General features: G+C 73.3%; 19 protein-coding genes and 1 rRNA gene. 6 read left to right on the plus strand and 14 right to left on the minus strand.

Annotation, left to right across the window (positions count from 1 at the left end):
* Nucleotides 1-114: ribosomal RNA gene (locus QC029_RS15365) — 16S ribosomal RNA — on the minus strand; the annotation flags it as partial.
* Nucleotides 115-554: 440 nt separating this feature from the next.
* Nucleotides 555-1,226, minus strand: coding sequence for a DNA-3-methyladenine glycosylase (locus QC029_RS15370; protein ID WP_279556219.1), 672 nt, complete (start codon nt 1,224-1,226; stop codon nt 555-557).
* A gap of 133 nt (nt 1,227-1,359) precedes the next feature.
* Between QC029_RS15370 and QC029_RS15375 the strand changes: the two genes are divergently transcribed.
* The 3 genes from QC029_RS15375 (at nt 1,360) to QC029_RS15385 (ending at nt 3,700) form a co-directional block, all read left to right on the plus strand.
* Complete coding sequence (locus tag QC029_RS15375; protein WP_279556220.1) at nt 1,360-2,142, plus strand: sporulation protein; 783 nt, start codon at nt 1,360-1,362, stop codon at nt 2,140-2,142.
* A 160-nt stretch (nt 2,143-2,302) separates the two neighbouring features.
* Nucleotides 2,303-2,842, plus strand: a complete 540-nt coding sequence (locus QC029_RS15380; RefSeq protein ID WP_279556221.1) for a YbhB/YbcL family Raf kinase inhibitor-like protein — start codon at nt 2,303-2,305, stop codon at nt 2,840-2,842.
* 348 nt (nt 2,843-3,190) lie between these two features.
* Entirely contained in the window at nt 3,191-3,700 is a 510-nt protein-coding gene (locus QC029_RS15385; RefSeq protein ID WP_279556222.1) for an HNH endonuclease, read from the plus strand.
* 22 nt (nt 3,701-3,722) lie between these two features.
* On the opposite strand, the gene QC029_RS15390 is transcribed toward QC029_RS15385, so the two are convergent.
* From QC029_RS15390 to QC029_RS15405, 4 genes are all read right to left on the minus strand, one after another.
* On the minus strand, nt 3,723-4,490 hold the full coding sequence (locus tag QC029_RS15390; protein WP_279556223.1) for a sulfite exporter TauE/SafE family protein: 768 nt from the start codon (nt 4,488-4,490) through the stop codon (nt 3,723-3,725).
* A 97-nt stretch (nt 4,491-4,587) separates the two neighbouring features.
* Nucleotides 4,588-5,547: an SPFH domain-containing protein gene (locus tag QC029_RS15395; RefSeq protein ID WP_279556224.1), complete on the minus strand. Its 960-nt coding sequence runs from the start codon at nt 5,545-5,547 to the stop codon at nt 4,588-4,590.
* Between the two features lie 106 nt (nt 5,548-5,653).
* A complete protein-coding gene (locus QC029_RS15400) occupies nt 5,654-6,076 on the minus strand; it encodes an NfeD family protein (protein WP_279556225.1) in 423 nt (140 codons plus the stop codon).
* Between the two features lie 21 nt (nt 6,077-6,097).
* On the minus strand, nt 6,098-6,889 hold the full coding sequence (locus tag QC029_RS15405; RefSeq protein WP_279556226.1) for an ABC transporter ATP-binding protein: 792 nt from the start codon (nt 6,887-6,889) through the stop codon (nt 6,098-6,100).
* A gap of 108 nt (nt 6,890-6,997) precedes the next feature.
* Between QC029_RS15405 and QC029_RS15410 the strand changes: the two genes are divergently transcribed.
* A complete protein-coding gene (locus QC029_RS15410; RefSeq protein ID WP_279556227.1) occupies nt 6,998-7,780 on the plus strand; it encodes a hypothetical protein in 783 nt (260 codons plus the stop codon).
* Between the two features lie 88 nt (nt 7,781-7,868).
* Here QC029_RS15410 and QC029_RS15415 read toward each other — a convergent pair whose 3' ends face one another.
* The 4 genes from QC029_RS15415 to QC029_RS15430 form a co-directional block, all read right to left on the minus strand.
* A complete protein-coding gene (locus QC029_RS15415; protein ID WP_279556281.1) occupies nt 7,869-8,075 on the minus strand; it encodes a chaplin in 207 nt (68 codons plus the stop codon).
* Between the two features lie 250 nt (nt 8,076-8,325).
* A complete protein-coding gene (locus tag QC029_RS15420; protein ID WP_279556282.1) occupies nt 8,326-8,967 on the minus strand; it encodes a response regulator transcription factor in 642 nt (213 codons plus the stop codon).
* 4 nt (nt 8,968-8,971) lie between these two features.
* Nucleotides 8,972-10,111, minus strand: a complete 1,140-nt coding sequence (locus QC029_RS15425; protein ID WP_279556228.1) for a GAF domain-containing sensor histidine kinase — start codon at nt 10,109-10,111, stop codon at nt 8,972-8,974.
* A 188-nt stretch (nt 10,112-10,299) separates the two neighbouring features.
* Nucleotides 10,300-12,918, minus strand: coding sequence for an FHA domain-containing protein (locus QC029_RS15430; RefSeq protein WP_279556229.1), 2,619 nt, complete (start codon nt 12,916-12,918; stop codon nt 10,300-10,302).
* 293 nt (nt 12,919-13,211) lie between these two features.
* Here QC029_RS15430 and serB point away from each other — a divergent pair, with 293 nt between their 5' ends.
* Entirely contained in the window at nt 13,212-14,447 is a 1,236-nt protein-coding gene (serB, locus tag QC029_RS15435; RefSeq protein ID WP_279556230.1) for a phosphoserine phosphatase SerB, read from the plus strand.
* 137 nt (nt 14,448-14,584) lie between these two features.
* Here serB and QC029_RS15440 read toward each other — a convergent pair whose 3' ends face one another.
* From QC029_RS15440 to QC029_RS15455, 4 genes are all read right to left on the minus strand, one after another.
* Complete coding sequence (locus QC029_RS15440) at nt 14,585-15,106, minus strand: histidine phosphatase family protein (RefSeq protein ID WP_279556231.1); 522 nt, start codon at nt 15,104-15,106, stop codon at nt 14,585-14,587.
* A gap of 90 nt (nt 15,107-15,196) precedes the next feature.
* Entirely contained in the window at nt 15,197-15,403 is a 207-nt protein-coding gene (locus QC029_RS15445; protein WP_279556232.1) for a hypothetical protein, read from the minus strand.
* A 185-nt stretch (nt 15,404-15,588) separates the two neighbouring features.
* Nucleotides 15,589-15,705 carry an SGM_5486 family transporter-associated protein gene (locus QC029_RS15450; RefSeq protein WP_279556233.1) on the minus strand — a complete coding sequence of 39 codons (117 nt, stop codon included), beginning with the start codon at nt 15,703-15,705 and terminating at the stop codon, nt 15,589-15,591.
* Between the two features lie 16 nt (nt 15,706-15,721).
* Complete coding sequence (locus tag QC029_RS15455) at nt 15,722-17,023, minus strand: MFS transporter (protein WP_279556234.1); 1,302 nt, start codon at nt 17,021-17,023, stop codon at nt 15,722-15,724.
* A 79-nt stretch (nt 17,024-17,102) separates the two neighbouring features.
* On the opposite strand from QC029_RS15455, the gene QC029_RS15460 reads away from it, so the two are divergent.
* Complete coding sequence (locus QC029_RS15460; protein ID WP_279556235.1) at nt 17,103-17,783, plus strand: FadR/GntR family transcriptional regulator; 681 nt, start codon at nt 17,103-17,105, stop codon at nt 17,781-17,783.
* Nucleotides 17,784-17,829 lie beyond the last annotated feature (46 nt).

Here is a 17,829-nt window from a genome sequence, read left to right on the forward strand (position 1 = left end):
TGTTACTCACCCGTTCGCCACTAATCCCCTCCCGAAGGAGGTTCATCGTTCGACTTGCATGTGTTAAGCACGCCGCCAGCGTTCGTCCTGAGCCAGGATCAAACTCTCCGTGAATGCTTTTCCGGGTCTCCCCGGAGGACACATCCGCGGGAGCGGAACGGTCGGGCGGAATGGGCCCGGCCGTTCACAGCGTCCTCGCTGTGTTGTGTTTCAAAGGAACCTCGCCCCTCGGCCGTCTACTCGGCCGCGGGAACGGGGTATCAACATATCTGGCGTTGACTTTTGGCACGCTGTTGAGTTCTCAAGGAACGGACGCTTCCTTCGGCACCCCTGTCCGGGGCCCCTCCGGGCGCTTCCCTTCGGTGTTCACCACTTTAGCGGATCTCCCCGGTGACTCATAATCGAGCCATTCGAGTCGAATTCCCGCGCAGTCTCGCCGCAACGGAAACGACTCCCGAATGGGAGTCCGTGTGGGTGGTGTCCGCTCCGGGCCTCTCTCACGCGACCTGTCCGGTCGCCGTGGACCTCGTCCCGTTCCAGCGGCTCGGTCTACGTTAGACGCCCTTCGGTCCCGCGTCAAGCGCCTCCCGGCGGCGACGTGGCTGGTGCGCTCGGTACGGGCTGACCGAGGGGTCGCCGCTGATCCAGTAGCGCCACGGGTGGAGCGCTCCCTCCCCGCCCACCCCCGTGCGGGGACCGTTGCGTACGCGGTCGCCCGGGGCCGGGGCGCCCGTGAGGACGCGGAGCGGGGCGTCCTCGCCGTCGCCGCAGACGTCGGTGCCGTTGAGGGCGCGGTCCACGCCCAGGGCGGTGGCCAGGCGGGCGGGTCCCTTGGCCAGCTCGCTGTCGTTGCGCGCCTTCGGGCGCCGCCGGCGCGCGTGCTCGTGGCCGGTCAGCACCTCGCCGGCGCGCAGCAGCACACCGCTGGCGGTGCCCTCCCCGTCGCAGACCAGGTTCAGGCAGTGCCACATGCCGTAGGTGAAGTAGACGTACGCGTGGCCGGGCGGGCCGAACATCACGGCGTTGCGTTCGGTGCGGCCGCGGTAGGCGTGCGATCCCGGGTCGATCCGGCCCGCGTACGCCTCGACCTCGGTCAGGCGGACCTCGATCGGGCCGTCGTCGGTCGTGCGGACCAGGACACGGCCGAGCAGGTCCGGGGCGACCTCCAGAACGGGCCGGTCGAAGAAGTCGCGGGGCAGGGGCTTACGGTCATGGTCGGCGCTCACGCCCGTCGAGCCTAGTGCAGCCATCGGGTAACAACTGCGGACGACGGCCCTGGCCGGCGGAACCGTCGGGCAGACTGCGGGCGTTCTATGGGATCGGCACGACACACAGGCCAGGGCCTGGGGGAGGAAGAACATGGGCTTCAAGAAGCTGTTCGCGAGCGTGGGCATCGGCGGTGCGTCGGTGGAGACGGTGCTGACCGAGCCGAACGTGGTGCCGGGCGGCGTCGTCCAGGGCGAGGTGCGGATCCAGGGCGGGTCGGCGGCCCAGGAGGTCCAGGGGCTGTCGGTCGGCCTCCAGGCGCGGGTCGAGGTGGAGAGCGGGCAGGAGGAGTTCAGCAAGAACGTCGAGTTCCACCGCCAGCAGCTCGGCGGCGCCTTCGAACTCCAGCCGGGGGCCGTGCACACGGTGCCCTTCGGGCTGGAGGTGCCGTGGGAGACCCCGATCACCATGTTCATGGGCCGCCACCTGACCGGGATGAACATCGGCGTGACGACGGAGCTGGCGATCGCCAAGGCCGTGGACTCCGGTGACCTCGACCCGGTGAACGTCCACCCGCTCCCCGCCCAGCAGGCGATCCTCGACGCGTTCGGCGCCCTCGGGTTCCGCTTCAAGAACGCGGACATGGAGCAGGGGCACATCCGCGGCACCCGGCAGAAGCTGCCCTTCTACCAGGAGATCGAGTTCCTGGCGCCCCAGCAGTACCGGGGGCTCAGCCAGGTCGAGCTGAGCTTCGTCGCGGACGAGCACGAGATGGACGTCGTCCTGGAGATGGACAAGAGGCCCGGCCTGTTCACCGAGGGCAGCGACACGTACCGCTCCTTCACCGTGGGGCTGGCGAGCTTCCAGCAGACCGACTGGACCGCCTACCTCAACCAGTGGCTGGCCGAGGTCGGCGGGAAGCGGAACTGGTTCTGAGCGTTCGGGGCGTTCCGCGCACGGTGCGGTCCGGTGTCCGCACCGGGCCGCACCGGGCCGCACCGGGCCGCACCGGACCGCGCCGTGCGGCCGTACGCGGCACCGGGATCGTTAGGCTGGCGGGCGCAGCGATGTCGCGCTACCGAGGAGGTTTTCCCACGTGACCGAGCAGAAGCGGCGCCCGCTCCCCCACGACTTCCACCCCCCGGTGCCGTCGTTCACGGTCGTGAGCGACGACGTGTCGGAGGGCGCCCCGTTGAAGCCCGAGCAGGTCTACGCCGGGGGCAACAGGTCCCCGCACCTGCGCTGGGAGGGCTTTCCGGAGGGGACCGGGAGCTTCGCCGTCACCTGCTACGACCCCGACGCGCCGACCGGCAGCGGCTTCTGGCACTGGTCGGTGTTCGACATCCCGGCGACCGTGACGGAGCTGCCCGCGGGCGCCGGCACGGGTGAGATGAAGGGGATGCCCGAGGAGGCGGTGCACGTCCGCAACGACTACGGGACCCGCGACTTCGGCGGGGCCGCGCCGCCGCCCGGGGACGGCCCCCACCGCTACGTGTTCACGGTCTACGCCGTGGACACCGAGAAGCTGGGGGTGGACGCGGACGCGTCGCCCGCGGTGGTCGGCTTCAACCTGCGGTTCCACACGCTGGCGCGCGCACAGCTGATCGGCGAGTACGAGGTGCCCGCCGAGGGCTGATCCCCGGCCGTCCCGCCGGCCGTTCCGCGGGCGGGAAAAGGCTTTGCGCCCCGTCGTCCCCGAATCGCACAGTGGTGGCCGGGCAGCCGGCACCGCGGGGGCGGCGGGGTGCGCCCACGCCCGCCGCCCGGCGGGGTCCGGCAGGGCCGGACGGCCGCGCCGCCCGCCCCCGGTCCCGCGCCTCCCCCATGGCTTCCCCCTCCGCTTCCCCGGCGCCCGCTTCACCCGGCCGTCGGCCTCTTCTCATCTCCCGTACAGCGTGGGGAAATTGCGTTGTCCACCCTGCCGGGCAGCGGCACAGTGGTGCCACCCCGCCGCGGGGGCGGGACGGGTCCGGAGGTGGGCGAGATGCGCGAGACGCTGGTGCTCAACGCCAGTTTCGAGCCGCTGTCGACGGTGTCGCTGCGGCGTGCGGTGGTGCTGGTGATGCAGGGCAAGGCCGTCGTGGAGCAGGCGCACCCCGGGCTGCGGGTGCGCGCGGCGCACGTCGAGCTGCCGGTGCCGCAGGTGATCAGACTCCGCAGGTACGTACGGGTCCCGTTCCGACAACGGGCACCGTGGTCGCGGCGCGGTGTGCTCGTACGGGACCGGCACCGCTGCGCCTACTGCGGGCGCCGGGCGACCACGGTGGACCACATCGTGCCGCGTTCGCGCGGTGGCGGCGACACCTGGCTGAACACGGTCGCGGCGTGCGCCGAGGACAACCACCGCAAGGCCGACCGCACGCCCGCGCAGGCGGGGATGCGGCTGCTGACTCAGCCGTTCGAGCCGACGCCGGCGGACGCGCTGGTCCTCGCGCTGGGGCTGCGGGACGGCGAGGCGCTGCCGGAGTGGCTGGCGGTGCCCGCCTCCGCCTGATGCCCGCACGCGGCCGGTTCGGTCAGTCCAGCACGAGCTGGAGGATGGCCACCACGCCGACGGCGACGATGACCGCGCGCAGGGCGGCCGGCGGCAGTCTGCGTCCCAGCCGGGCGCCGAGCTGCCCGCCGGCCGCCGAGCCGACGGCGATGAGCAGGACGGCGGTCCAGTCGAAGTCGGCGACGAAGAGGAAGAAGACCGCGGCGGCGCCGTTGACGAGGGCGCCGAGGACGTTCTTGACGGCGTTGATCCGCTGGAGGTCGTCGTTGATGAGCAGGCCCATCAGCGCGAGGTAGATGACGCCCTGGGCGGCGCCGAAGTAGCCGCCGTACATGCTGGCCAGGGTCATGCCGCCGAGGAGGACGGGGCCGCCGTGGGGGTTGGCGGGCCCCCCGGCGCGCTCGCGGCGGAGCCGGACCGCGCGGGCCAGTCGCGGCTGGGCGACGACGAGCACCAGGGCCAGCGCGATGAGCACCGGGACGATCGTGCCGAACGCCTCGGAGGGCAGCGTGATCAGGAGGGCGGCCCCGGCCACCGCTCCGACGAGGGCCGCGGCGCCCAGTCTCAGGACGCGGTCGCGCTGTCCGCGCAGTTCGCGGCGGTAGCCGATGGCGCCGCTGATGGAGCCGGGCACCAGGCCCAGTGTGTTGGAGACGTTCGCGGTGACGGGAGGCAGCCCGACCGCGAGCAGCACCGGGAAGGTGATCAGGGTCCCCGATCCGACGATCGTGTTGATGGTGCCCGCGCCTATGCCGGCGGCGCAGACCGCCACCGCCTCCCAGATGTCCACGCGCAACGCCCCTCAGCCGATCGGTGTCCGGTGAACCGATCATGCCTGAGGGGCGCGGGCGGGGTGTGCCCGGGGGCGGCCCGAGCGTGGGGCGTGTCTAGTCGATCGGCGGCTGCTCGCGGCGCTTGGTCAGGTCGGAGCGGCCCGTGCCGCCGTCGCCGGAGGAGCCGCCGGAGGGAGCGCCGGGGCCGAAGTTGCCCAGCGCGCCGCCGAGGCCCTTGAGGGCGTCCCCGATCTCGCTGGGGACGATCCACAGCTTGTTGGCGTCGCCCTCGGCGATCTTGGGGAGCATCTGGAGGTACTGGTAGGACAGCAGCTTCTGGTCCGGGTCTCCGGCGTGGATGGACTCGAAGACCGTGCGGATCGCCTGGGCCTCGCCCTCGGCGCGCAGGGCGGCGGCCTTGGCCTCGCCCTCGGCGCGCAGGATGGAGGACTGCTTCTCGCCCTCGGCGGTGAGGATCTGCGACTGCCTCACGCCCTCGGCCTGGAGGATCGCGGCGCGCTTGTCGCGGTCGGCGCGCATCTGCTTCTCCATCGAGTCCTGGATGGAGGTCGGCGGCTCGATCGCCTTGAGCTCGACGCGGTTGACGCGGATGCCCCACTTGCCGGTGGCCTCGTCCAGGACGCCGCGCAGCGCCGCGTTGATCTCCTCGCGGGAGGTCAGGGTGCGCTCCAGGTCCATGCCGCCGATGATGTTGCGCAGGGTGGTGACGGTGAGCTGCTCGATGGCCTGGATGTAGCTGGCGACCTCGTACGTCGCGGCCCGGGCGTCGGTGACCTGGTAGTAGATGACCGTGTCGATGTTCACGACCAGGTTGTCCTGGGTGATCACCGGCTGGGGCGGGAAGGGGACGACCTGCTCGCGGAGGTCGACGCGGTTGCGGATGGTGTCGATGAACGGGACGACGATGTTGAGGCCGGCGTTCAGCGTCCGGGTGTAGCGGCCGAAGCGCTCCACGATCGCGGCGCTGGCCTGCGGAATGACCTGGATCGTCTTGATGAGTGCGATGAAGACCAGCACCACCAGGATGATCAGCACGATGATGATGGCGTCCATCGTGTCTCCCCCTGCGTTCCTAGGATTTCACGCTGACTGCGGTGACTGGCACGGCCGACTGCGTGCTGGGCGTCGCCGACGGGTGTGACCGTGCGGTTACCGCCCATCACATCACGACGGCGGTCGCCCCGTCGATCTCCACCACGTCCACCTGGTCACCCGGCTCGTAGGCCATGCTCGTGTCGAGGGCGCGCGCGGACCAGACCTCGCCCGCGAGCTTGATCCGCCCTCCGGAGCCGTCGACCCGCTCCAGCACGACGGCTTGGCGCCCCGTCAGCGCGTCGACGCCGCTGCGGTGTTCGGGCCGCTGGGTCTGCATGCGTCTGGCGACGGGGCGGACGACGAGGACCAGCGCGGTGGAGACCACCACGAAGACGGCCACCTGCGCCACCAGCCCTCCGCCGAGCGCGGCGACGGCCGCGGCGGCCACGGCGCCCACCGCGAACATGCCGAACTCGGGCATGGCCGTCAGTACGAGCGGGATTCCGAGCCCTACGGCGGCGATCAGCCACCACACCCATGCGTCCACACCGTCATGGTAGGGCCCGGGTCAGCCGAGCGGGAGACCCTGCGCCGTCCAGCGGCCGCCGTTGTGCTCCACGACCAGGGGCAGACCGAAGCAGCGCGAGAGGTTGGCGGAGGTCAGTTCGGTCTCGACCGGCCCGGCGGTGAGCACCTTGCCCTGCCGGATCATCAGCACGTGGGTGAAGCCCGGGGGGATCTCCTCGACGTGGTGGGTCACCATGATCATCGAGGGGGCGTACGGGTCGCGGGCGAGCCGCCCGAGCCGGCGCACCAGGTCCTCGCGGCCGCCGAGGTCGAGTCCGGCCGCGGGCTCGTCCAGGAGGAGCAGTTCGGGGTCGGTCATCATCGCGCGGGCGATCTGGGTGCGCTTGCGCTCGCCCTCGGAGAGGGTGCCGAACCTGCGGTCGAGGTACTCGCTCATCCCGAGGCGGTCGAGGAAGGCCAGCGCCCGCTGCTCGTCGACGGCGTCGTACTGCTCGCGCCAGCCCGCGGTCATGCCGTAGGCGGCGGTGAGGACGGTCTGGAGCACGGTCTGGCCGCGCGAGAGCTTCTCGGCGAGCGCGCTGCTGGCCATGCCGATGCGCGGGCGCAGTTCGAAGACGTCCACGGCGCCGAGCCTCTCGCCGAGGATGGTGGCGGTGCCGGAGGTCGGGTAGAGGTAGCTGGACGCGATGTTGAGGAGGGTGGTCTTGCCCGCGCCGTTGGGGCCGAGGATCACCCAGCGCTCGCCCTCCTTCACCGACCAGGAGACGTCTTCCACCAGAGCCCGACCCTCGCGGACCACGGATACGTCCACCAGCTCCAGTACATCGCTCATGGCGCGTTGTCTCCCATTGCAGTCGCAGCTGTCGCCTGTGCCTGTGGGCACAGTCCCCAGGGAAAACCTACGCCACGCCTCCCGGCCCGCTGTCCTTAGGCTGGGGGCATGCTCGACGAACCTCGTTCCGGGCGGCTGACCGCCTGGGGAAATGCCCTGTTCGCCGGAGTGGTGTCGCCCGACGACGCCGCGCCGCGCATCGTGGGCGACGACACGGTGCACCGCGTGGCGGGCCTGCCGGGCGAGTCCGGTGAGGTGGGTCTCACCCTCGCGCTCGGCCGGCTGCGCGCCTCGGGGGTGACGGGACTGCGGCTGGCGATGCCCGCGCCGGGGCACCCGCTGGGGCTGAGCGGCCCGCCGGAGTTCAACGCGCGTGCCCTGGACGCCGGTGAGGCGGTGGTCGGGACGGGCGCGGGGCTGGGACTGGTGCCGCAGGTGCGCGAGGCGGGACCGGAGGGCGACGTGCACACCGAGGTGGTGTGGCACTGCCTGCCGGTGCGCGTGGCGCCGCCCGCGGACGTGCCGTCGCTCGGGGAGGCTGAGCGGGAGCTGGCGGAGGCGCTGCGCGAGGCGACGGAGGTGCTGACGCGGCTGGACGTGGCCGGGTCGGGGCCGGTGGCGAACGCGGCGCTGGAGGCGTACCGGGCGCGCGCGGCGGCGGACCGCCGTCTGCTGGCGCCGGGCTATCCGCCGCGTGCGGTGCGCGTCCTGGAGCTGGCGCAGCGCGTGGGCGCGCTGGTGGACATCGCGTACGGGCCGGAGCACGGCGGCGCGGTGAGCGCGGGGGCGATGGCGGCGCGGGCCGAGGCGCTGCGGCCGGTGGAGCGTACGGCCCGGCGGGCGATGGTGGCGGCGTACAACGCGTACGTGGAGGAGCGCGAGCGGGGCTGAGCGCGGAACCGGCCTCCCGGTCGGGCCCGGGAGGCCGGTCACGTGGAGTGGGCGTGCGGAGCCGCCCGTCACCTCCGTGCGTTCGCGCTCACGCGTTGGCGCAGCCGTTGCCGAAGGTCGGGTTCAGCAGGCCGATGACGTTGACGGTGTTGCCGCAGACGTTGACCGGCACGTGGAGCGGGACCTGGACCACGTTGCCCGAGCCGACGCCGGGCGAGTAGGCGGCGCCGCCCTGCGCGCCCGCACTGGCCGAGGCCACGCCCGCACCGGCGGCGACGAGCCCGCCGGTCACCATCGCGACGGCGGTGATCCTCTTCAGGTTCTTCACTTCTCGATCCTCCTTGCGTTCGCCGCGGCCGTCCGCCGCGGCACGCACTGGAGAACGGGCCGGGTCCCGTCGCGATACGCCGAACCGGTGACATCCACACGTTCGTATGAATTTAGGCATGGATTTCCGCGGGGAGGGCCCGGACGGCGCTGGGGCGTCCGGGAGGGGTCCGGGCCCGGCGCCGGGCGATCCCGCGGTCCGGGCGTCCGTCAGTCCGTCAGCCGGTCACGCCGTGCCGGACGGCCCACAGCGCGGCCTGGGTGCGGTCGGCGAGGTCCAGCTTCATCAGGATGTTGGACACGTGCGTCTTGACGGTCTTCTCGGACAGCACCAGGTGCCGGGCGATCTCCCGGTTCGAGCGCCCGTCGGCTATCAGCGCGAGCACCTCGCGCTCCCGCTCGGTCAGGGCGGTGCCCCGGCCCGGCCCGCCCCCGGTCCCCTCCTGGGTGAGCAGGGCCTGGGCGACCTCGGGCTGGAGCAGGACGTGTCCGGCGTGCACCGAGCGGATGGCTCCGGCCAGGGCGTCGGGGTCGATGTCCTTGTAGACGTAGCCGGCGGCTCCGGCGCGCAGGGCGGGGACGACGGTGCGCCGCTCGGTGAAGCTGGTGACGACCAGCACCCGGGCGGGGTTGTGCAGCCCGCGCAGCGTGCGCAGCGCCTCGACGCCGTCGGTGCCGGGCATCGTGATGTCCATCAGGACCACGTCGGGCCGCAGCTCCTCGGCGCGGGCCACGCCCTCCGCCCCGTCGGCGGCCTCCCCGACCACCTCGATGTCGTCCTGGACCTCCAGGAACGTGCGCAGCCCCCGGCGCACGACCTGGTGGTCGTCCACCAGCAGGACTCTGATCACTTCGGCGATCCCGTCAGCCACCGGGCACCTCCATCTCGATCACGGTGCCCTTGCCGGGCTCCGACTCCACCCTCAGGGTTCCGCCGACCCCGGCGGCCCGGTCGCGCATCGACACCAGGCCCAGGCGGCGGCCGGCGCGGCGGACCGCGGCGGGGTCGAAGCCGCGGCCGTCGTCGGCCACCCGCAGCACGACGGCGGCGCCGCGGCGGGCGAGGGTGACGGTCACCCGCCGGGCCCCGGAGTGCCGCAGGGCGTTGTGCAGGGCCTCCTGCGCCACTCTCAGCAGCGCCTCCTCCCGGGCGGCCGGCAGCGCCCGCACGCCTTCGCCGTCGAAGACGACGGAGGCGCCGTGCGCCCGGTCCAGGACCCGCACCTGGCTGCGGAGGGCGGCGACCAGGCCGTCCTCCTCCAGGGCGGCGGGGCGCAGCTCGACGACCGCGGCCCGCAGCTCGTCGGCGGCCTCGGCGGCCAGCTTCGCGACCTGGCGCAGCTCCTCCTTGGCGCGCTCCGGGTCCCGGTCGACCAGGGCGGTGGCGGCCTGGGCGGTCAGGCGCAGGGAGAACAGCTTCTGGGAGACGGCGTCGTGCAGTTCGTGGGCGATGCGGGCGCGCTCCCCGGCGATGGTCAGCTCGCGGCTGCGCTCGTAGAGGCGGGCGTTGGTGAGGGCGATGGCGGCGTGCTCGGCGAGCAGGCGCAGCAGTTCCTCGTCCTCCTCGGTGAAGCCGCAGCCGCCCGCGGGGCGGTCGCACCGCTTGTTGGCGAGGAAGAGCGCTCCGAGGACCTCCTCGCCGTCGGCGACGGGCATGCCGATGAAGTCGGCCAGCTCCGGGTGGGCGGCGGGCCAGCCCTCGAAGCGCGGGTCCCGGCGGACGTCGGCGAGGCGCTGCGGCGAGGCGTCGCGCAGCATGGCGGCGAGGATGCCGTGCTGGCGGGGCAGCGGCCCGATCGCCCGCCACCGCTCTTCGTCGACCCCGGCCACGACGAACTGCGCGAAGCCCCCGTGGTCGTCGGGGACGCCGAGGGCGGCGTACTCGGCGTCGAGGAGTTCGCGGGCGGAGGCCGTGATCGTCTGGAGGACGTCGCGGACCTCCAGCCGGCGGTTCATGGCGAGCAGGGCGGCGCTGACGGCCGCCAGCCCGGTTCTCGGGAGCATGCGGCCACGGTACCGGCGGGTGCGCGGGGGCGGATCGGTCCGCCGTCCCGGCCGCGGCCGGACGATGGTCCCGGGACCGCGGTCGGGGGCGGGCGGAGCGGGCGGGGGGGCGGGCGAGGGATACGGCGAGGGCGGCTCCCCCGGAGCCCGGGGGAGCCGCCCTCGTACGCCGCGCGCGGGGCGCGCGGTCACTCGCGCATGACCTCCGGCTCGTGGCGGCGCAGGAGGCGGGCCACGGCGAAGCCGCAGGCGACGCCGATGGCGAGCAGGATCAGCAGGTCCATCGCCCACACGCCCGCGCTGTGCTCCCACAGCGGGTCGAGGCTGGTGGGGTTCTCCCGGTCCCAGGGGGCCATGGTGCGGGAGAGGTCGACGGTGGCGCCGGTGGCGGCGACCGCCCAGCGCGAGGGCATCAGCCAGGCCACCTGCTCGATGCCGGGCGCGTCGAAGACCTGGAAGAGCACGCCGGTGAAGACCAGCTGGACGATCGCGAAGCCCACCAGCAGGGGCATGGTCATCTCGGAGGTCTTCACCAGCGAGGAGATCACCAGGCCGACCATCATGGCGGTGAGGCCGAACGCGATGATCCCCACGCACAGTTCGACGGCCGTGGGCAGGACCAGGCCCTCCTCGGGCAGGTCGCGCACCGAGAAGCCGATGGCGCAGATGATCACGCCCTGGAAGGCGGTGATCAGTCCGAGGACGATCACCTTGGACATCAGGTACGCCGAACGCGACAGGCCGGTGGCCCGTTCCCGTTCGTAGATCACCCGCTCCTTGACCAGCTCGCGCACGGAGTTGGCCGCGCCGGACAGGCACATGCCGACCGCGAGGATCAGCAGGATCGTGCCCGCGTGCTGGTTGTAGCCCTTGGGGTTGCGCGTGAGGCCGTACTCGGTGGGGATCACCGTGCTGACCACGCCCAGGATCACGGGCAGGATGACCATCAGCGCCAGGAAGCCCTTGTCGGACGCGATGACCGATGTGTAGCGCCTGGTGAGGGTCCACAGCTGGGAGCCCCAGCTCTGCGGCTTGCGCGGCCGGGCCGCCGGTGCGGAGGGCGTCGGCACCGCGTACTGCTGGTGCGCCTGCTGCGGGACGGCGGCGTCGATGTCGGCGGCGTAGAGCTGGTAGTGCTGCGAGCCCTGCCAGCGGCCGATCCAGTCGTAGTCGCGGTAGTTCTCGAAGGCCGAGAAGACGTCCGCCCAGCTCTCGTAGCCGAAGAAGTTCAGGGCCTCCTCGGGCGGGCCGAAGTAGGCCACCCCGCCGCCCGGCGCCATCACCAGGACCCGGTCGCACAGCCCCAGCTCCGCGACCGAGTGGGTGACCACCAGCACGGTGCGGCCGTCGTCGGCCAGCTCGCGCAGCAGCTTCATCACGTCGCGGTCCATGCCCGGGTCCAGGCCGGAGGTCGGCTCGTCCAGGAAGATCAGCGACGGCTTGGTGAGCAGTTCCAGCGCGACCGAGACGCGCTTGCGCTGGCCGCCGGAGAGGGAGGTGATCTTCTTGCCGGCGTGGATGTCGAGCTTGAGCTCGGCCAGCACCTCCTCGATCCGCGCGTTGCGCTCGGCCTCGGCGACGTCGCCGGGGAAGCGCAGCTTGGCCGCGTAGCGCAGGGCGGTGCGGACGGTCAGCTCCTTGTGGAGGATGTCGTCCTGCGGGACCAGCCCGATGCGCTGGCGCAGCTCGGCGAACTGCTTGTAGAGGTTGCGGTTGTCGTAGAGGACCTCGCCGATGTCGGCCGGGCGGTAACCGGTGAGGGCGCGCAGCAGCGTGGACTTGCCGGAGCCGGACGGGCCGATGACGGCGACCAGGGACTTCTCCGGGACGCCGAAGGTGACGTTGTTGAGGATCACCTTGCCGCCGTCCACCTTGACCGTCAGGTGGCGGGCCGAGAAGGAGACCTCGCCGGTGTCGACGAACTCCTCGAGCCGGTCGCCCACCACCCGGAAGGTCGAGTGGCCGACGCCGACGATGTCGGCGGGCCCGATGAGCGCCGAGCCCGACTTCGGCAGCGGCTGGCCGTTGACGTACGTGCCGTTGTGGCTGCCCAGGTCGCGGATCTCGAAGCGGCCGTCGGGCGTGGAGCGGAACTCCGCGTGGTGGCGGGAGACCTGGAGGTCGGAGACGACCAGCTCGTTCTCCAGCGCACGGCCGATCCGCATCACCCGGCCCAGCGAGAACTGGTGGAAGGTGGTCGGGCTGCGGTGGTCGCCGTGGGCCGGGGCGCCCGCCTGCCGCGGCGCGCCGCCCTGCGGAGGGGCGCCCTGCGCGGGGACGCCGCCCCCGGGGGGCTGCGGCGCGTACTGCTGCGGCACCGGCTGCTGCGGGGTCTGCGGCGGGTGGCCCCAGCCGGGGCCGCCCTGCGGCTGGGGCTGGGGCTGCGGCTGGGACTGCGCCGCCGGCTGCTGGGCGGGCACCGCCTGTTCGGGAGTCCGCACCGGCGTGTGCACCGGTGACTGCACCGGCGCCTGCACCGGTGAGTGCGGCACGGCCGCGGCGGCCCGGCCGGAGAAGCTCAGCCTGGGGCCGTCGGTGGCGTTGCCCAGGTGCACGACCGAGCCCGCGCCGACCTCCAGCCGCTGGACCCGCTGCCCCTGCGCGTACGTGCCGTTGGTGCTGCCGTGGTCCTCGACGACCCAGGCGTCGCCGCCCCAGCGCAGTGTGGCGTGCCGCCAGGAGACCCTGGCGTCCTCGACCACGAGGTCACCCTGCGGATCGCGTCCCAGGGTGTACGACCGGGACGGGTCGAGCGTCCAGGTGTGTCCGTTCAATTCCAGTACGAGTTCCGGCACTCCATGCCCCACAAAGTTGTCCCCCGAGCTACCCCCTGTGACGAGGGGGCTAGGGATGGCGAACGATCGTGGAGGAACTATTCCAGGCTCGGCGGCCGTCCAGAAAGCCGCCCCCGGCGGATGGTTGCCGAACCGCTACGGTCCGCTCCGTCCCCCGGGAGAGAGCGGGCGGACCGGCGCGGACCGGTCCGCCCCGGCTCGCGCGCCGGCCCCGGCCGGTGGACCGGCGAGGGCCCGCCCGGGCCTGTCCGGGGTACGGACGTGCGTACGGAACCGCTTCGGTGCTCGATACCGTAGGGATCATCATGAGCGCTTCGCAGACCCCGCCGCCCGTCCCCGCCGCCACCGCCGACGAGGGCGCCCCCACCCTCCTGGTGAAGATCTTCGGCAAGGACCGGCCGGGCATCACCGCAGGTCTCTTCGAGACGCTGGCCGCCTACTCCCTGGACGTCATAGACATCGAGCAGGTCGTCACCCGCGGCCGCATCACCCTGTGCGCCCTGGTCACCACGCCGGGCGGGAGCGGCGCCGAGGGGAGGCTGCGGGCGACCGTCCACTCCTGGGCGGAGTCGGTACGGCTCCAGGCGGAGATCATCTCCGGCCGGGGCGACAACCGGCCGCGCGGCACCGGCCGCTCCCACGTGACCGTGCTCGGCCATCCGCTGACCGCCGAGGCGACGGCCGCCATCGCCGCCCGGATAACCGGTGTCGGCGGCAACATCGACCGGATCTTCCGGCTGGCGAAGTACCCGGTCACGGCGGTGGAGTTCGCCGTCTCGGGCGCCGAGACGGAGGCGCTGCGGACCGCGCTGGCCCCGAAGGCGGCGGCCCTGGGCGTGGACGTCGCCGTCGTCGCCGCCGGGCTGCACCGCCGGGCGCAGCGCCTGGTGGTGATGGACGTGGACTCCACGCTCATCCAGGACGAGGTGATCGAGCTGTTCGCGGCGCACGCGGGCTGCGAGGAGAAGGTCGCCGAGGTGACCGCCGCCGCGATGCGCGGCGAGCTGGACTTCGAGCAGTCGCTGCACGCCCGGGTGGCGCTGCTGGAGGGGCTGGACGAGTCGGTCGTCGACAAGGTGCGCTCCGAGGTCCGGCTCACGCCGGGCGCGCGCACCCTCATCCGCACCCTCAAGCGCCTGGGCTACCAGGTGGGCGTGGTCTCGGGCGGTTTCACACAGGTCACCGACGATCTGAAGGAGCGGCTGGGGCTCGACTTCGCCTCGGCCAACACCCTGGAGATCGTGGACGGGAAGCTGACCGGCCGGGTGGTCGGGGAGGTCGTGGACCGGGCGGGCAAGGCGCGTCTGCTGCGCCGCTTCGCGTCGGAGGCCGGGGTCCCGCTCTCCCAGACCGTGGCGATCGGCGACGGCGCCAACGATCTGGACATGCTCAACACCGCCGGGCTCGGGGTCGCGTTCAACGCCAAGCCGGTGGTGCAGGAGGCCGCGCACACGGCGGTGAACGTGCCGTTCCTGGACACCGTGCTGTACCTGCTGGGCGTCACGCGCGAGGAGGTCGAGGCGGCCGACACCGCGGTGTGAGGCCGCCGACCGGGCACGGCGCCGGATCCGCCGGGCCGGAGCGGTTCCGGCCCGGCGGGGGTGCGGGCGGGTGGGAGGCGGGGTATACGCGGTGCGGACGCGCCCCGCCTCCCACCCGGCCGCGCCCCGCCCCCGCGTCAGTCGTGCGGCGCCCAGTGCGCCTCGAGGCGCCCGACCCCGTGCTCCACGGACTTCCAGGAGCCGGCGAAGGAGATGACGGCCATGGCGGAGGTGGGGAAGCCGGTGTGGCCGAGCCGGGTCCTGGCCTCCTCCTCGGCCTCGCCCGCGAGGATGTCGGCCAAGGCGTGCATACCGGGGTTGTGGCCGACGAGCATGAGGTCCCCGACGTCGTCCGGCACCTCGTTGACCACCGCGATCAGTTCGCCGGGCGAGGCCTCGTAGAGCCGCTCCTCGTAGACCGTCCTCGGCCGCTGCGGCAACTCGTGGACGACCAGCTTCCAGGTCTCGCGGGTGCGGGCGGCGGTGGAGCAGAGGGTGAGGTCGGGGGTGATGCCGCTCGCGGCGAGCCAGCGGCCGGCGACCGGTGCGTCCCTGCGGCCTCGTTCCGCGAGCGGCCTGTCGTGGTCGGCCACGCCGTCGGGCCAGTCGGCCTTGGCGTGACGGAGGATGACGATCCTGCGGGGCACATCGACGCTCATGCCTCCAGCTTCGCACGAATGGCGGCGTGCGGCGCGGGGAGTTGGGGACCCTCCTCGACCGGGTGACCCGCGGGCGGGCGGGGCCCGCCCTCAGTGCGCCAGGAGCTGCCAGAGGCGCTCCAGCAGCCGCGCGAGGTACTGCGGGGACTCGGCGGCCTCCGCCTCGCCGCCGAGGAGCAGCGACAGCAGTGCGGCGAAGGCGAGCGCGGGCAGCGCCAGCGCCCACCACGGCAGCCGCGCGTCCGCGCCGCCGGCCGCCGGTCGGCGGGTGGACCGGGTGGGTGCGTGGGCCGTCATCGGGCTTCGCCTCCGTCGTCTTCCGTGGCGTCTGAGCGGTGTGCTCCGACGCTACGGGCCGCGGGACGGCGGTCCCATCCGGTGATCCACCCATTGCCCCCTGAGCCCGACCCCCTAGGGGATGGTGGGGCCAGCCCCACCACGGCCCCGTGGCGGGGCCGGCCCGGGGGCGCCGCCGCGGGGCGCTACGGGGCGATGAGGGAGGCGAGGACGCCGATCACGACGGTGACGCCGAGCATCGCGCCGAAGATGAGGAGCAGCTTCTTCTGGCCGTTGGGGGGATCGGGTTCGAGCACTGGCATGCGCCCAGTGTCGCACTCAGCCGCCGTCCTCGACGCACCGGTCCCGGCCCGCCACCAGGCCCACCGAGAGCTGGGCGACCATCAGGGCGGCCATCAGGGCCAGGGGCGCGTGCCAGCCTCCGCCGTGCTGGTGGAGGGCTCCGACCAGCAGCGGCCCGGGGGTGGCGATCAGATAGCCGGTGCCCTGCGCGAAGGCGGAGAGCTTGGCGACCCCGGCGCCGGTCCGCGCCCGCATGCCGATCATGGTGAGGACGAGCGGGAAGGCGCAGTTGGAGACGCCCAGCAGCAGCGCCCAGACCAGGGCGCCCTGCGCCGGGGCGAACCACAGCCCGGCGTACCCGCCGAGTCCGCAGCAGGCCAGGACGGCGACGAGGGGTCCCTGGTGACCGAGCCGGGCGGCGATCCGGGGCAGGACGAAGGACAGCGGTATGCCCAGCCCCATGGTGACCGCGAGCAGCAGCCCGGCGGTGGAGGCGGGGAGGCCTGCGTCGCGGAGGATCTGCGGCAGCCAGCCCATGATGACGTAGGCGGCGGTGGCCTGGAGGCCGAAGAAGACGCCGAGCGCCCAGGCGGTGGCGGAGCGGGTGATGCGGATCACGGGCGCGGGGCCGTCCTCGGCGGAGCCGGCTCCGGCGGACGCGGCGGAGCCCGCGGGACGGTCCCGGCCGCCGCGTACGACCGGCACCCACACCAGCAGCGCGAGCGCGCCGAGCAGCGCCCACATCCCGAGCCCGAGGCGCCAGTCGCCGCCCAGCGCCTCGGTCGCCGGGACGGTGAGGGCGGCCGCCGCGGCGGTGCCCAGGGACAGCGCCATGGAGTACAGCCCGGTCATCGGGCCGATCCGGTCGGGGAACCAGCGCTTGACGACCACGGGCATCAGGACGTTGCAGGCCGCGATGCCCGCCAGCGCCAACACGCTGGCGGCCAGGAACAGGGCCGTGCCGCCCGCGAGGGGGCGCAGCGCCAGCCCGGCGGTGACGGCGGCCATCCCGGCGAGCACCACCGCGGCCGGGCCGTGGCGGCGGGCCAGCCTGGGCGCGGCGCCGCCGAAGACGGCGAAGCACAGGGCGGGCGCGGAGGTGAGCAGTCCGGCGACGGTGCCGTTCATCGCCAGGGCGGCGCGGACCTCCTCCAGGAGGGGGCCGAGCCCGGCTATGGCGGGGCGCAGGTTGAGGGCGGCGAGGACGAGGCCGGCGGCCAGCAGCCGCCGCGCCCACGGGGAGTTCCCCGCGCCGGCTCCCGGGGTGGCGCGGGTGCCTACGCTGTTCGGGAGCCTCCCGTCCGCCCGGTGGTCGATGGTCGCGGGATCGTTGGCCATGACAAGCATCATAGAATCATCGGATGAATCGAGGCCACCCAGTGCGCCCCTCCACCTACCCGCAGACCCGGGAAGTGCCATGCCTCTGACCTCGCCCCGCCGCTCCGCCCTGGCCGACCAGGTCATCGACGCCCTGCGCGACCAGATCACCTCCGGCGAGTGGCCGGTGGGCTCCCGCATCCCGACCGAGCCCGAACTGGTCGAACAGCTCGGCGTGGCCCGCAACACCGTGCGCGAGGCCGTACGGGCCCTCGCCCACAACGGGCTGCTGGACATCCGGCAGGGCTCGGGCACCTACGTGGTGGCCACCAGCGAGCTGGCCGGGGTGATGCACCGCCGTTTCGCGGACGCCGATCCGCGCGACGTGGCCGAGCTGCGTTCGGTGCTGGAGGCCGAGGCCGCCCGGCTGGCCGCGCACCGCCGCACCGAGCAGGACCTGCGCCAACTGGGGACGCTGCTCCGGCGGCGCGAGGCGGCCTGGGAGACGGGCGAGGTGGAGCGCTTCGTGGAGGCGGACGTCACGCTGCACCTGGCGATCGTCAAGTCGTCCCACAACGAGGTGCTCACCGCGCTCTACGCGGACCTCGGCACCGTCCTGCGCACCTTCCTCCGCCACGACGTGGGCGAGGAGCTGCGCTCGGAGGAGTACCTGGACCACGGTCGGCTGGTGGCCGCCATCCAGGACCGCGACGCGGAGACCGCGGCACGGGAGGCGGGCTCGTACGCGCAGACCTGCCGCGGCTCCGGGCCCGGCGACTGACCGGCTCCCCCTCCCCCGCGAGGGCGCCGTGCGACGCGCGCGAGCC

Origin of the sequence: Streptomyces sp. DH37, assembly GCF_029813835.1 — a bacterium.
Classification (GTDB): domain Bacteria; phylum Actinomycetota; class Actinomycetes; order Streptomycetales; family Streptomycetaceae; genus Streptomyces.

What these genes read in the sequence shown, in the direction of transcription:
- QC029_RS15375 (WP_279556220.1), top strand. Translation starts at nt 1,360, where the DNA reads ATGGGCTTCAAGAAGCTGTTCGCGAGCGTGGGCATCGGCGGTGCGTCG.
- QC029_RS15385 (WP_279556222.1), top strand. Translation starts at nt 3,191, where the DNA reads ATGCGCGAGACGCTGGTGCTCAACGCCAGTTTCGAGCCGCTGTCGACG.
- QC029_RS15395 (WP_279556224.1), bottom strand. Translation starts at nt 5,547, where the DNA reads ATGGACGCCATCATCATCGTGCTGATCATCCTGGTGGTGCTGGTCTTC.
- QC029_RS15405 (WP_279556226.1), bottom strand. Translation starts at nt 6,889, where the DNA reads ATGAGCGATGTACTGGAGCTGGTGGACGTATCCGTGGTCCGCGAGGGT.
- QC029_RS15410 (WP_279556227.1), top strand. Translation starts at nt 6,998, where the DNA reads ATGCTCGACGAACCTCGTTCCGGGCGGCTGACCGCCTGGGGAAATGCC.
- QC029_RS15415 (WP_279556281.1), bottom strand. Translation starts at nt 8,075, where the DNA reads ATGGTGACCGGCGGGCTCGTCGCCGCCGGTGCGGGCGTGGCCTCGGCC.
- QC029_RS15425 (WP_279556228.1), bottom strand. Translation starts at nt 10,111, where the DNA reads ATGCTCCCGAGAACCGGGCTGGCGGCCGTCAGCGCCGCCCTGCTCGCC.
- serB (WP_279556230.1), top strand. Translation starts at nt 13,212, where the DNA reads ATGAGCGCTTCGCAGACCCCGCCGCCCGTCCCCGCCGCCACCGCCGAC.
- QC029_RS15440 (WP_279556231.1), bottom strand. Translation starts at nt 15,106, where the DNA reads ATGAGCGTCGATGTGCCCCGCAGGATCGTCATCCTCCGTCACGCCAAG.
- QC029_RS15445 (WP_279556232.1), bottom strand. Translation starts at nt 15,403, where the DNA reads ATGACGGCCCACGCACCCACCCGGTCCACCCGCCGACCGGCGGCCGGC.
- QC029_RS15450 (WP_279556233.1), bottom strand. Translation starts at nt 15,705, where the DNA reads ATGCCAGTGCTCGAACCCGATCCCCCCAACGGCCAGAAGAAGCTGCTC.
- QC029_RS15455 (WP_279556234.1), bottom strand. Translation starts at nt 17,023, where the DNA reads ATGGCCAACGATCCCGCGACCATCGACCACCGGGCGGACGGGAGGCTC.
- QC029_RS15460 (WP_279556235.1), top strand. Translation starts at nt 17,103, where the DNA reads ATGCCTCTGACCTCGCCCCGCCGCTCCGCCCTGGCCGACCAGGTCATC.